13 protein-coding genes are annotated in these 13,890 nt (G+C 60.5%); 5 read left to right on the plus strand and 8 right to left on the minus strand.

Annotated features, from left to right (window positions below):
- Positions 1–86: 86 nt before the first annotated feature.
- The 8 genes from PGR6_RS21040 to PGR6_RS21075 all read right to left on the minus strand — a co-directional run bounded on the left by PGR6_RS21040 (position 87) and on the right by PGR6_RS21075 (position 10,412).
- Positions 87–1,655, minus strand: coding sequence for a flagellar hook-associated protein 3 (locus PGR6_RS21040; protein WP_064619545.1), 1,569 nt, complete (start codon positions 1,653–1,655; stop codon positions 87–89).
- A gap of 13 nt (positions 1,656–1,668) precedes the next feature.
- A complete protein-coding gene (flgK, locus tag PGR6_RS21045) occupies positions 1,669–3,729 on the minus strand; it encodes a flagellar hook-associated protein FlgK (RefSeq protein ID WP_064619547.1) in 2,061 nt (686 codons plus the stop codon).
- Between the two features lie 23 nt (positions 3,730–3,752).
- Entirely contained in the window at positions 3,753–5,051 is a 1,299-nt protein-coding gene (flgJ, locus tag PGR6_RS21050; protein WP_018929949.1) for a flagellar assembly peptidoglycan hydrolase FlgJ, read from the minus strand.
- Between the two features lie 11 nt (positions 5,052–5,062).
- Complete coding sequence (locus PGR6_RS21055; protein ID WP_064619550.1) at positions 5,063–6,151, minus strand: flagellar basal body P-ring protein FlgI; 1,089 nt, start codon at positions 6,149–6,151, stop codon at positions 5,063–5,065.
- 27 nt (positions 6,152–6,178) lie between these two features.
- Positions 6,179–6,874, minus strand: coding sequence for a flagellar basal body L-ring protein FlgH (gene flgH, locus PGR6_RS21060; protein WP_064619552.1), 696 nt, complete (start codon positions 6,872–6,874; stop codon positions 6,179–6,181).
- 52 nt (positions 6,875–6,926) lie between these two features.
- Complete coding sequence (gene flgG, locus PGR6_RS21065; RefSeq protein ID WP_018929947.1) at positions 6,927–7,712, minus strand: flagellar basal-body rod protein FlgG; 786 nt, start codon at positions 7,710–7,712, stop codon at positions 6,927–6,929.
- Between the two features lie 45 nt (positions 7,713–7,757).
- The gene (locus PGR6_RS21070; protein ID WP_064619555.1) at positions 7,758–8,498 is read right to left on the minus strand and encodes a flagellar basal body rod protein FlgF; all 741 of its coding nucleotides are present in this window, start codon (positions 8,496–8,498) and stop codon (positions 7,758–7,760) included.
- A gap of 354 nt (positions 8,499–8,852) precedes the next feature.
- Positions 8,853–10,412 (minus strand): sigma-54-dependent phenylalanine hydroxylase transcriptional regulator PhhR, encoded by a 1,560-nt coding sequence (locus tag PGR6_RS21075; RefSeq protein WP_007938551.1) that lies wholly within the window; start codon positions 10,410–10,412, stop codon positions 8,853–8,855.
- Positions 10,413–10,693: 281 nt separating this feature from the next.
- On the opposite strand from PGR6_RS21075, the gene phhA reads away from it, so the two are divergent.
- From phhA to PGR6_RS21095, 5 genes are all read left to right on the plus strand, one after another.
- Positions 10,694–11,479 carry a phenylalanine 4-monooxygenase gene (gene phhA / locus PGR6_RS21080; RefSeq protein ID WP_064619558.1) on the plus strand — a complete coding sequence of 262 codons (786 nt, stop codon included), beginning with the start codon at positions 10,694–10,696 and terminating at the stop codon, positions 11,477–11,479.
- Positions 11,480–11,584: 105 nt separating this feature from the next.
- Positions 11,585–11,941: a 4a-hydroxytetrahydrobiopterin dehydratase gene (locus PGR6_RS21085; RefSeq protein WP_018929944.1), complete on the plus strand. Its 357-nt coding sequence runs from the start codon at positions 11,585–11,587 to the stop codon at positions 11,939–11,941.
- Entirely contained in the window at positions 11,941–13,134 is a 1,194-nt protein-coding gene (locus PGR6_RS21090) for an amino acid aminotransferase (protein WP_018929943.1), read from the plus strand. Before PGR6_RS21085 ends, PGR6_RS21090 begins: the two co-directional genes overlap by 1 nt.
- A gap of 276 nt (positions 13,135–13,410) precedes the next feature.
- Entirely contained in the window at positions 13,411–13,542 is a 132-nt protein-coding gene (locus PGR6_RS30555; RefSeq protein WP_007938543.1) for a hypothetical protein, read from the plus strand.
- Positions 13,543–13,617: 75 nt separating this feature from the next.
- Positions 13,618–13,800, plus strand: coding sequence for a hypothetical protein (locus PGR6_RS21095; RefSeq protein ID WP_007938541.1), 183 nt, complete (start codon positions 13,618–13,620; stop codon positions 13,798–13,800).
- Positions 13,801–13,890 lie beyond the last annotated feature (90 nt).

Raw genomic sequence — 13,890 nt, forward strand, 5'->3', positions numbered from 1 at the left:
AACGAAGTGAAACTCCCCGAACTGCTGAATAAAGACGGTTTGCACTCGGCAGTCGCAAGCCTTCGCGAGATCGCGAAGGCCCTGACTCAGACTTTGTTGAACAGCCCCAACTGAGCGATCTTGCTGAACGCCAGTTGCGAAGCTTGCAGCATGGTCTGCTGCAGAGTCAGGCGGGTCATCACTTCAGCCGGATCGGAATCGCGAATGGCCGATTGGGTCTGGGTGTTGGCGAGTGCCAGACTCTGGTTGATATCAGTCTGGGTATCCAATGACGCACCGCGACCGCCTACAGAACTGATACCGGAGGCCAGTTGGTCCATGCCGCTGGAGAGGTTGCCGATACCGGCAGTGACTGCAGCGTTCATTTGCTGAATGGCAATCGGATTATTATTGGTTGGCGTCGACAGCGCTGTTTTCAGCTGGCTGACGGTGTCCAGAATGTTTTGGGTCTGGTGCGTGTTGACCGCCACTGAGAACTGATCGCCTGCACCCGGCGTACCGGACACGGTGAACGAGACACCCGATGCTGTCGCGGTCGTACCGGCCATGGTACCGGTGGACACCGGTTTACTGTTGACGGTCAATGGCGCGGCATAGAGTTCGAAGTTCGTGGCACTGGTGAACTTGAGAATCGCCCCGCCGCCCGGGAAGCTGGCGTGGTAGTTGGTGCTGTTGGTCACAGAGGCGCCTGTCACCAGCGCAGTCGACGGGTTGCCCGGGCTGCGCGAAGTGTTGAAGCTGTCCGGCTTGGCTGCCAGCGTGAAGCTGTGCCCGGTGATCACGGTTCCCGGGACATCCCCCGCTTGCAGGTTGATGTTCAAGTTCAGATCAATGCCACGAAAACTGACAGTCTGTGTGGCCGCACCGCTGGTGGAACTGAACACGCCGTTCTGACTGGCCTCAGCGGTGACATCATTACCCAACGAGTCCGTAATTTGCAGCTGCGTGCCGCTGACGAAACTCACGGTGTAAGGCTCGCCGCTGCGGAACTTGGCGTTGTAGGTGACATCGGATTCGACCTGACCGTTGGACAACACCACACGACCGTCATCGACCGCAGGCGCGGTGAGCGTGGTCTGAGTCCGGGTAGTGTTGATCGCCTGCTGGAACACGTCCCAACCGGTGCTGTTGGTGGCCATCGACTGGGTATCGCCAATCGGCAGATCCAGCGTGACCTGATCACCGTTGTAGGCGTAGCTGCCATCGGTGTTGCGGGTGAACGGCACCACATCGCCCTTGGACCCGGAGAAGATGTACTTGCCGTTTTCATCCTTGGTGTTCATCAGGCTGAGCAGTTGCTCTTCAATCTGCCCCAGTTCGGAAGCGTTCGCCTGACGGTCGGCATCGGTATAGCCTGCGTTGCCTGCGCCGAGCGCCAGCTCTTTGGCGCGCTGCAGCACGTTGCCAATACTGGTCATCACCGACTCGGTCTGGCCTAGGGTGCCTTTGATGGTGGTCATGTTGGCCGAGTACTGGTCAAGCATCGAAGCCTGCTGACCCAATTGCAGCAAACGCGAAGCGCCGACCGGATCGTCGGCCGCGGTATTCACGCGAACCAGGCTGCTGGCCTCTTCGCTGCTCTTGACCACGTTGGAAAAGTTCTTCTGATAGTTGGCAGCAGAGGACTCGTAAAACTGGGCGGTAGAAATGCGCATGGGCTACGACTCCTTAAAGACTGTTGATCAGTGTGCTGAAGATTTCCTGCGCAGCCTTGATGATCTGCGAAGACGCGGTGTAGTACTGCTGATACTTGACCAGGTTGCCGGTTTCCTCATCGAGGTCGACACCGGACAACGAGTCGCGAGCGCCCTTGGCGTTGGCCAGGATGGCGGTGGTCGCGGCACTGTCGAGTTTGCCTTGAGCGGCCTTGGCGCCGACGCCCGAGACCAGCTTGCCGTAGGCATCGTTCAGGGAAATACCGTTGCTGGCCGAACCGGTGTCCACGGTCTGCTTGGTCTGCAAGGCAGCCAGCGTGGTGCCGTTACGGTTATCCAGCGAACCCGGCTGGCTGAGCGATACGTTGATCGCAGTGCCGTTACCTGGCGAACCGGCCACGGTCATGTCAAACGACACAGTGCGCTGCACGATGGGCGGTCCCGGATCATTGATCGCGGCGCCGGTGCCGTCGACCAGCGGAATGGTCAGGCTCAGCGTATTGTTCTGGCCCGGCACGATGGTGCCGCTGCTGAGCGCGTTGCCTTGGGCATCGAGCATTTGGTAAGTCTGAGTCGTACCACCGGCCGCACCAAATACGATCTTGACCGGCGTCGAAGTCTTCAGGCCGTTCTGGAGCGTGGTGGTGGTCGCCGTGTCGTAGATATCGAACTTGGTGGTCAGGGTCGGTTGACCGCTGGCCGGAATCGTCAGTGTGCCGCTGCCGCCCGCAGCAATCGCCGCGCCCAACGGTGCCGCGATGGCCAGACGCTTGGAGTCGGTCATCTCGGTCTTGATGTTGGTCGCCGCGTTGCGGGTCGGGGTGATCTTGAACGTGTCGCCGGCGGCTGCGGTGCCACCGGAAAGTGTCATGGAGAAACCATCGATCACCGGCGGTGGCGTGGTCAGCGTGCTGAACGCGCCCATGGCGGTGCCTTCAGGCAGACGCTGCACGGTGTAGTTGGTGGCGCTGGTGAAGGTGACCTTGTAATCGTTAATGGTCAGCTTGCCGCTGTCCTCGATGCTCACATCGAAGTTGCCGGAGCCGGCGCTGTTGCCGACCGTGGCAACGCTGCGTTGGGCCATTTGCGCGGCGGTGTTGATGCTGTTGAACAGGTTCGAACCAAAATCACCGTTCTTGTCGATGCCCTGGGCCTGGACGGTGTTCATCTGATCGGCGACGACCAGCGCCACACGCCCCAGTTCATTCATGGCCGGGTCCAGCACGGTGCTGCGATAACGCAGCAAGCCGCCCATCTCGCCACCGGTCATCACCGAGGTGATATCGATGGTGCTCGAACCGCGATTGAGCTGAATGGCCGAACGCGACGGATCGTCTTTGCTCGGCACCACTTCCAGCTTGCTGGCAGTGCTGCCCATGACCAGCGGTTGACCGCTGCCCAGGTAAATGTCGAGGTTGCCGTCACGCTCGATCACCTGCGCACCGGTGAAGGTGGACAACTGGCGCACGGTCTCGTTGCGCGCGTCGAGCAAGTCGTTGGGCTGGCCGCCGGCGTTGGAAACTTCGGAGATCTTCTGGTTCAACTGGGCCACGGTGGCCGCCAGTTTGTTGACCTGATCGGCCATGTCCGCCAGGTTGCCGTTGATGTCCGCGTTCTGCGCGGTCAACTGGCTGGAGATCGAGTTGAAACGGTTGCTCACCGCTTGCGCATCGCTGAGCAGCAGTTGGCGGGAAGCATCGTCGCCCGGTTTGGCGTTGACGTTCTGTACCGAGGCGAAGAACTTGGTCAGGGCGCCGTTGAGGCCGGTGCCGCTGTCTGACAGCAACTTATCGAGCGGGCTGATCTGCCCGGCATAGGCAGCCGAGTCGCTGTTGAGCGAGGTGGTGGTTTGCAGTTGCGCATCGAGGTAGCTGTTGTACACCCGACGCACATCGGCCAGGGTCGTACCCGTGCCGATGTAGACATTGCCGAACTGATTCGAGGCCTTGCTGCCCTGCACGGTTTGCTGACGCGAGTAGCCTGCGGTGTCGGCGTTGGCAATGTTGTTACCGGTCACCATCAACGCGCTTTGGCCAGCGGATAAACCCGACATCCCGATGTTGAGCAAACTCATGATTCAAACCTTATGCCTTGTGCCTATAAAGGCGTAGTGGAAGCGCCCGCTGCAGCGTAGTTTTGGTAACTCGTCATCTGCTTGGCTATCTGCGAAATCTTGCTTGCGTAATCCGGGTCGGTTGCATACCCGGCTTTTTGCAACTCGCGTACAAACTGTTCTGGGTTATCGGCCGACTTCAGCACATCTTGATAGCGATTGTTGCTTTGCAGCAGCGTCACAAGGTCATGGAAACTGTCCTTGTAAGAGGCGTAGGAACGGAACTCAGCCGTCTCCTTGACCATCTGGCCATTTCTGAATTCGCTGGTGATCGCCCGCGCCGAATCACCCTTCCAGTTACCACTGGCCTTGATCCCGAACAGGTTGTGGCTACTGCTGCCATCCTGGGCGCGCATGACCGATTTGCCCCAACCGGTTTCCAGGGCGGCCTGAGCCACCAGGTAACGCGGATCGACACCGATACGGTCGGCGGCTTCTTTGGCCATTGGCAGCATGGTGTTGACGAATTCGTCGGCGGAGCTGAAGGCTTTCTTCGCCGGTGCCAGGGGGATTTGAGCCATGGCACGACCATAAATCTGCAGGCGCCCGCTGGAGGTCGTATCCGTTTGCGAAGCCAGCCAATCGCCGTTGTACAGCGGGCCGGAACCGGTCGCGGTGCTCGGCGGCACCTGGATTTTGTTTTGCGTTGCGGAGGCGGTCGTTGCCGTGGTCGATGCCGATGGCACCAGCCCGGCGAGCAAACGGTCGGCCAGTTTCGGTGGCAGCGCCAGACGCCGCTGATTGATCAGCGCCATGTCGTTGCGGTGTGCGCCCTCGCCCGCACCTGCCGGCGCCCTCACCGCGCGTGAAGCCCACAACGGGCGCTCGCCATTGAGGCGCGACAGCGGCCCATTGGTGGCGACCGTACCGGCGGCAATCGGTGTTTCCACGGCGGCCTTCGCGGCGGCTTGCTTGGCGGCAGATGCTGCCGCAGCCTCACCCGGCGCCAACGGTTTGTTCTTCGACATCTGGCGCATCAACACGTCAGCCAGGCCGATACCGCCGCCTTCGCGAGACAGGGAAACGGCCAACTGCTGGTCGTACATTTCCTGGTATTGCTTGGCTGCCGGCGTGTTGAGCGGATTATCCTTGCCCAGCGCTTCGGTGGCCGAGCGCATGGACTTGAGCATTTCGCCGAGGAACAGCGACTCGAATTCCTGCGCCACTTTGCGCATGTTCGCATCGCTGTTCTTGTCGCCGACCTTGAGCTGATTCAAACGATTCAGGTCCGAGTAGGAACCCGAATCGCTGCTGCTGACCAGACCGCTTTTGCGCATATCCATGATCGCCGTCCTCAGATCACGATCAGGTCGGCTTGCAACGCGCCGGCCTGTTTCAACGCTTCGAGGATCGCCATCAAGTCACCCGGTGCTGCGCCGACCTGGTTCACCGCACGAACGATCTCGTCGAGGGTGGTGCCCGGGCCGAACTTGAACATCGGCTTGGCTTCTTGCTGAGCGTTGACCCGCGAACGCGGCACGACCGCCGTCTGCCCGTTGGACAGAGGGCCGGGCTGGCTGACGATCGGGTCTTCAGTGATGGTCACGGTCAGGCTGCCGTGGGTCACGGCGGCCGGGGAAACCTTGACGTTCTGGCCGATCACGATGGTGCCGGTGCGCGAGTTGATGATGACTTTCGCCACCGCCTGACCCGGATCGACTTCGAGGTTTTCGAGGATCGACAAATAGTCGACCCGCTGGCTCGGATCGAGTGGCGCGGTCACGCGGATCGAGCCACCGTCAATGGCCTGAGCGACGCCAGGGCCAAGCATGTCGTTGATCTTGTCGACGATGCGCTTGGCCGTGGTGAAGTCCGAACGGTTGAGGTTCAGGGTCAGGCTGTTGCCCTGATTGAAGCCGCTCGGCACTGCCCGCTCGACCGACGCACCGCCGGGGATGCGACCGGCCGACGGAACGTTGACGGTGATCTTGGAACCGTCACGACCTTCGGCATCGAAGCCGCCGACCACCAGGTTGCCCTGAGCCACGGCATAGACGTTGCCATCGATACCTTTGAGCGGCGTCAACAGCAAGGTGCCGCCGCGCAGGCTCTTGGAGTTACCGATGGACGCTACGGTGATGTCTATCTGCTGACCCGGCTTGGCGAACGCTGGCAAATCGGCGCTGATCGACACCGCCGCGACGTTCTTCAACTGCACGTTGCCCGAACCCGGCGGCACCTTGATGCCGAACTGCGAGAGCATGTTGTTGAAGGTCTGCAGGGTGAACGGGGTTTGCGTCGTCTGGTCGCCGGTACCGTTAAGCCCGACCACCAGGCCGTAGCCGATCAATTGGTTGGAACGCACGCCGGAAATACTGGCGATGTCCTTCAGCCGCTCGGCTTGAGCATCGAAGGCCGCCATCAGCAACAGGACGCCCACCATAAGGTGTTTAAGATTCAACGTAGCCACCTAGAAAGGGAACAGCGGGCTGAGGAAGAAACGGTCGAACCAGCCTGGCTGACTCGCATCGGCAAACGAACCGGTGCCCGAATAGGTGATGCGCGCATCGGCGATACGGGTCGACGAAACGGTGTTGTCAGTCGCGATGTCATCGGCGCGAACAAGCCCTGCAATCCGCACCAGTTCATCACCGGTATTGAGGGTCATCCACTTCTCGCCGCGTACGGCGATGATACCGTTGGGCAACACGTCGGCGACGGTCACGGTGATCGAGCCGGTGAGGCTGTTGCCCTGCCCGGCCTTGCTGTCACCCTTGGTCGCGCGGTCGCCGCTGTAGCTGGCATCCAGACTCAGGTCGCCGCTGTCGAGCGGGTTATTTACGCTGGGCTTAGTGCCGAACAATGAGGAAAGACCAATGCTGGTCTTGCTGGTCTTGTCGACCTGGGAATTGGCGTTCTTGCTCGCCTGGGTGCGCTCGTTCAGGGTGATGGTGATGATGTCACCGACCCGGAATGCCTTGCGGTCGCTGTACAGGTTCTGTTCGAAACCGGCCTGGTAGATCGAGCCGTTATTGGCGGCAGCCGGCAGCGGCGTGCGCGGCAACACCGGGGCGTAGTAAGGGTCATTGGGCTTTGGCGTCGGACCGACGCACCCCGCCAGCGCGGCGACCCCACTCAGTGCCAGAACAGATACGAAGCGATTCATGACCCTACCTCACGGTGTTGCAGGCGACCTCATGGCCGCCTCATAGACTTGATTACAGATTCTGCGTTACGAACGAGAGCATCTGGTCGGCGGTGGAGATCACTTTGGAGTTCATCTCGTAGGCGCGCTGAGTGGTGATCATGTTGACCATTTCTTCAACGGTGCTGACGTTGGACGTTTCCAGGGTGTTCTGCAGCGTGGTGCCGAAACCGGCCAGGCCCGGGGTGCCGACTTGCGGCGCGCCACTGGCAGCGGTTTCCAGGAACAGGTTGTTACCCACCGCTTGCAGACCGGCCGGGTTGATGAAGTCGGCGGTTTGCAGGTTGCCGATCACTTGGGAGGCGGGGTTGCCGGCAACGGTGATGGACACGGTGCCGTCACGACCAACGGTGAACGTCTGGGCGTTGTTCGGAATGACAATGGCCGGCTCCAGGGCAAAGCCGCTGGCGTTGACGATCTGACCGTTGGAATCCAGGTGAAAGGTACCGTCACGGGTGTAGGACGTGGTGCCATCGGGCTGCAGGATCTGGAAGAAACCGCGGCCGTCGATGGCCATGTCCAATGGCTGCTCGGTGGTTTGCAGGCTGCCGGCGGTGAAGTTTTTCTGGGTGCCGACGATGCGCACACCGGTACCCACTTGCAGACCCGACGGCAGTTCGCTGTCCTGGGTCGACTGGGCGCCTGGCTGGCGCTTGATCTGATACAGCAAGTCCTGGAACTCGGCGCGGTCACGTTTGAAACCCGTGGTCGATACGTTCGCCAGGTTGTTGGAAATGGTGGTGAGGTTGGTGTCCTGGGCGGACAGACCTGTTTTGGCAACCCATAGAGCCGGAAGCATTCGTTTCTCCTCGTGCGCCTGTTTTACGGCGCGACGTTCTGATAATTAGCTGATCTGCAAGACCCGAGCCATGGCCTGGTCATCGTCTTTGGCGGTGTTCATCATCTTGATGTGCAGCTCGAACTGCTTGGCCAGCGCCAGTACCGAAGTCATTTCTTCCACGGCATTGACGTTGCTCGACTCGAGGAACCCAGACACCAGTTTGACGCCGGCATCGGCTTGCGCCGGCTTGCCGTCCTTGGTGTGGATCGAACCGTCCAGGCCTTTGGTCATGTTCTTGAAGTCCGGGTTGACCAGTTTGATGCGGTCGACTTCGGCCATCACACGCGGGCCTTCGCCCATCGCACGGATACTGACGGTGCCATCTTCGCCGACTTCGATCTGCTGCTCAGGCGGCACGGCAATCAGACCGCCATTGCCCATCACCGGCATGCCGTTGCCGGCGCGCAACACGCCCAGCGCATCAACGTTCAGGCTGCCGGTGCGCACGTAGCTCTCACCGCCATCGGGGCTCTGCACGGCGATCCAGCCGTTGCCTTGCACCGCGACATCGAGGTCACGGCCGGTTTCCACCAGGGCGCCCGGGGAGAAGTCGGTGGCCGGACGTTCGCTCATGGCAAACGCACGCGCCGGAAAGCTGTCACCAAACACCGGCATCGAACGGGCCTGCTCCAGGTCCTTCTGAAAACCATTGGTAGAGATGTTCGCCAGGTTGTTGGCATGAGCCTTCTGCGCCAGTGCATTCTGGCTGGCGCCGGTCATTGCCACATAAAGGTACTTGTCCACACTCTTTCCTCTGCATGCCGGACGTTTGCCGCCCACCGCTGTACTGCTGAGCCATAAGCAATTTGCAGACCAACTTTTTTCTGGCGGCGCCGGGCCCGGCAAACAAAGGACTTGAGGGATTTAGAGGGGATTGGGGGAATGTATCGAAGACGAAAAACCGGCGGTGTCATGCCGCCAAGAGGCAAGGATCAGCCTGGACGCTGATCGTTCCCCTGTGGCGAGGGCGCTTGCTCCCGCTCGGGCGCGAAGCGGCCGCAAAACCTACCTGCGCGATCTGCCTGCAATAATTCGGTTGTCATTTTTTGGGCTGCTGCGCAGCCCAGCGGGAGCAAGCTCCCTCGCCACAAAAGCCGCTTAGCCGGGCTCTTTGCCGACCTCATACTCGCGCAACTTATTGGCAATGGTGGTATGGGAAACCCCCAGCCGCTTGCCTAGTTGCCGACTGCTCGGATACTCGGAATACAAGCGCTCCAACACCGCCTTCTCGAAGCGCCCGACAATCTCGTCCAGCCCACCCTCGAGGGAGAAATCGCCAAGCGGCTGACGCACGCCGTAGTCCGGCAGACGAATGTGCTCGGCTTTGACGGTGCCGCCCTCGCACAGGGAAACCGCCTGAAACAGCACGTTCTCCAATTGCCGCACGTTACCCGGCCAGTGATAGTGACTGAGTCGTTCCATCGCCGCCGGCGCCAGCTTCGGCAGTGGGCAACCGATCTGTCGGCTGGCCTGATCGAGGAAGTGCTCCACCAGCGGCGCCAGTCCGTCGAGGCATTCGCGCAGTGGCGGGATGTGCAACGAGAGCACGTTCAAGCGGTGGTACAAGTCCTGGCGAAATTCACCGCGAGCACACAGCTCGGACAAGTCCACCTGAGTCGCGCAGATCACCCGCACATCCAGATAGACCTCTTCATCGCTGCCGACACGACGGAAGCAACCGTCCTGCAGAAAGCGCAGTAATTTCACCTGCAAGCGCGGGCTCATTTCGCCGACGCCATCGAGAAACAACGTACCGCCCGCCGTCAGCTCCAGGAGCCCGAGCTTGCCTTCGGCCCGCGCCCCTTCGAAGGCGCCGGGGCCGTAGCCGAACAATTCGGTCTCGGCCATGGACTCTGGCAGGCCGGCGCAGTTGAGCGCCATCAGCGGTGATTGCCCACGCGGGCTCGCCAGGTGACAGGCCCGCGCCAACAACTCTTTGCCGGTGCCGGTTTCGCCTTCGATCAATAGCGGCGCATCCAGCGGTGCCATGCGCCGCGCTTCGCGAACCACCGCCGCCATCACTTTCGAGCTTTGGAAAATGCTGTCGAAGCCGCGCAACTCTTGTTTGCGCACGTTATAGATGCGCTCGCCCACCCGGTCCGCCCGGTGCAGCGTCAACACCGCACCGGCCATGGCCTCGCTTTCGTCATGCTCCGATTGCAGCGGCGCGATGTCGGCGAGAAACACGTCACCCTTGACCTTCACCCGCAAGCCGTTGATCCGCGACTTGTTGGCGCGCACCAGTTCCGGCAAGTCGAAGTCTTCGGCGTACCGCGACAGCGGAATCCCCGGCACCTCATCCACCCGCACCCCGAGCAATTGCGCCGCCGCACGGTTGGCCGCGACGATGGAACCGCCCATGTCGATCGACAGAACCGGAAACTCCAGGGCACCGAGCAAGGCATTGAGCTCCATGTGCCGACGCTCGCTGGGCATCAGCCCTACACGCTTGACACCGAATACCCCACCAATCGCCTCGAACTTCGGCCGCAACGCCTGGAACTGAATGTTGATCAGGTTCGGACAGTGCAGATAGATCGCATTGCCATGCTCACCACCCACCTCGCCGCGAGCGACGTTGATCCCGTACTCGACCAACAGGTTGAGAATGTCGCGCAAGATACCGATGCGGTTCTGGCAGTGGACTTTGATACGCATATGAAGGCCCGTAACAGCGGTGATCGAGGCCCGGCGCAAGGAATTTTCTGCGCGAGCACCAAGTTAGTCGTCAAGATTATGTGACACCTGTAGGCCATTTCAAACCCGTAAATATCAATACTTGCGCCACAGCAGACAATACGTAACGAAAACTTTACGAAGAGCGCGGATTTTTCCTACGCAAGACGCGGATCACCTGCTGCAACACCGAACACCTTGGGGTATTTCTAGGTCCATAGCTGTACACACAACAAGAACGATTCCCCTAGCAGGAGAGCAGCATGAAGCAGACGCAATACGTGGCTCGCGAGCCCGATGCGCAAGGTTTTATCGACTACCCCGCTGAAGAACACGCGGTGTGGAATACGCTGATCACTCGCCAACTGAAAGTGATCGAGGGTCGTGCATGCCAGGAATACCTGGACGGTATCGAAAAACTCGGTCTGCCCCACGACCGCATTCCGCAACTCGGCGAAATCAACAAAGTCCTCGGTGAAACCACCGGCTGGCAAGTTGCCCGGGTGCCCGCGCTGATTCCCTTCCAGACCTTTTTCGAATTGCTGGCGAACAAGCAGTTTCCGGTGGCGACCTTTATTCGTACCCGCGAAGAACTGGATTACCTGCAAGAGCCGGACATTTTCCACGAGATCTTCGGCCACTGCCCGCTGCTGACCAACCCCTGGTTCGCCGAATTCACCCACACCTACGGCAAACTCGGCCTACAGGCCTCCAAGGAAGAGCGCGTGTACCTGGCGCGTCTGTACTGGATGACCATCGAGTTCGGCCTGGTCGACACGCCGCAAGGCCTGCGCATCTATGGCGGCGGCATCCTGTCCTCTCCGAAAGAAACTGTTTACGCCCTGTCGGATGCGCCTGAGCATCAGGCCTTCGACCCACTGGAATGCATGCGTACGCCGTATCGCATCGACATTCTGCAGCCGCTGTACTTTGTCCTGCCGAACCTCAAGCGCCTGTTCGATCTGGCCCACGAAGACATCATGGGCATGGTCAAACAAGGCATGCAGCTTGGGTTGCACGCACCGAAATTTCCGCCAAAAGCTGCGTGACCCGCGACTTTTGGCATCAAGTGAGTCTGTTACGGATCGCCGCTTTGCTTTAGCGTGGTCCCACTGACGACCGTTTTTCAAAACACTCGATTTCAGGAACACATCATGTCCACATTGAACCAAGCCCATTGCGAAGCCTGCCGCGCCGACGCCCCTCAGGTCAGCGACGAAGAACTGCCGATCCTGATCAAGCAGATCCCTGACTGGAACATCGAAGTGCGCGACGGTGTGATGCAGTTGGAAAAAGTTTTCCTGTTCAAGAACTTCAAGCACGCGCTGGCGTTCACCAACGCCGTTGGCGAAATCTCCGAGGCCGAAGGTCACCACCCGGGCCTGCTGACCGAGTGGGGCAAAGTCACCGTGACCTGGTGGAGCCACTCCATCAAGGGCTTGCACCGCAACGACTTCATCATGGCCGCGCGCACTGACGAAGTGGCCAAAGACGCCGAGGGCCGCAAATAATGCATTTCGACGCCATCGGCCGAGTACCCGGCGACCCGATTCTCGGCCTGATGGAGGCCTATGCGCAGGACCCCAATCCGCGCAAGTTCGACCTTGGCGTGGGTGTCTACAAAGACGCCCAGGGCCTGACGCCGATCCTTGAAGCGGTGAAGCTTGCCGAGCAGCGCCTGGTGGATCGCCAGGCCACCAAGACTTACATCGGCGGCCACGGCGATGCGGCGTTCGGCAAAGTCATCAACGAGCTTGTGCTGGGTGCTGATTCGGCGCTGATCGCCGAGCAACGGGCCGGCGTCACGCAAACGCCGGGCGGCACCGGTGCGCTGCGCTTGAGCGCCGACTTCATCGCCCAATGCCTGCCGGGCCGTGGCGTGTGGCTGAGCAGCCCGACCTGGCCGATCCACGAAACGATTTTCGCAACGGCCGGGGTCAAGGTCAGTCACTACCCGTACGTGGGCAGCGATAACCGTCTCGATGTCGAAGCGATGCTCGAAGTGCTCAATCAAGCACCGAAGGGCGATGTGGTGCTGCTGCACGCCTGCTGCCACAACCCGACCGGTTTCGACCTGTCCCATGACGATTGGCGCCGGGTGCTGGACGTGGTGCGCAGTCGCGACTTGCTGCCTCTGATCGACTTCGCCTATCAGGGCTTCGGCGATGGCCTGGAACAAGATGCCTGGTCGACCCGGTTGTTCGCCGCCGAATTGCCGGAAGTGCTAATCACCAGTTCCTGCTCGAAAAACTTCGGCCTGTACCGCGACCGCACCGGTGCGCTGATTGTCTGCGCGCAAACCGCCGGCAAGCTGGTGGACATCCGCAGCCAACTGGCCAACATCGCCCGCAACCTGTGGTCGACACCGCCGGATCACGGCGCCGCCGTCGTCGCGACCATCCTTGGCGATCCAGAGCTGAAAAGCCGCTGGGCCGACGAAGTGGAAGCCATGCGTTTGCGCATCGCCCAGCTGCGCAGTGGCCTGGTCGAAGCGCTTGAACCCCACGGCTTGCGCGAGCGGTTTGCGCACATTGGCGTGCAACGCGGGATGTTTTCCTACACCGGTTTGTCGCCGGAGCAGGTCAAGCAACTGCGCGAGCATCACAGCGTGTACATGGTCAGCTCGGGCCGGGCGAACGTGGCGGGGATCGATGCGACACGCCTGGACCTGCTGGCCGAGGCCATCGCTGACGTCTGCAAGTAACCCCTCCCACCGATCGTTCCCACGCTCCGCGTGGGAATGCCTCATTGGACGCTCTGCGTCCGCTGTTGGAACGCGGAGCGTCCCGGGCTGCGTTCCCACGCAGAGTGTGGGAACGATCAATTGCGCCTATCCCATTGACCTGTCTAGACAATCCCATCCGTCGTAACAATTGGATATAAAGTCTATTTGTCATTTTTCCTGCTGTATCCTGCCCAGGCTTTTTTAAAAGCGCGGATCTACCAGATCTATCAACAGACTTAGCGAGGAGCGCGAAACATGCACGAGATCCCTAATCTCCCCTTCCCAAGCCTGCACGAAACTGAGCAGACAACCACGCAACAAGCCGGTGCCCAACAGCCCGAGCCGAAAGAAGCACCTGAACGCCGCCAGGCCGACAGAGAAGACTGATACACCTGCAATGCCAGACCGTGTGGAAAGCGCTAACATGCGCTTTCCACACTGCCTGAACCGCGAGCCCGCACCATGAGCGATGATTTCACTGAAGCCCAGGCCAGCGTCCTGATCGGCACCGCCGAGAAGATGATCGAGATCTGGAATCGCCTTTCCCCCGAGAAACAAGCCGCCCTGCTGGCCCGCTTCGGCAGCGAAGAAAATGCCCTGGCCGCCCTGGTCACGACGCAACTGGTCGCCCCCGCAAAATCCTGATTCATCCCGTTCGGCAATTAGTTTTACTTTTTCACGCCCTGCGACCGTCCACGCCGCTATCATAAGCAGCCTATCTATCCTGCTGCCCCG

This window comes from Pseudomonas sp. GR 6-02, assembly GCF_001655615.1.
Lineage (GTDB): Bacteria > Pseudomonadota > Gammaproteobacteria > Pseudomonadales > Pseudomonadaceae > Aquipseudomonas.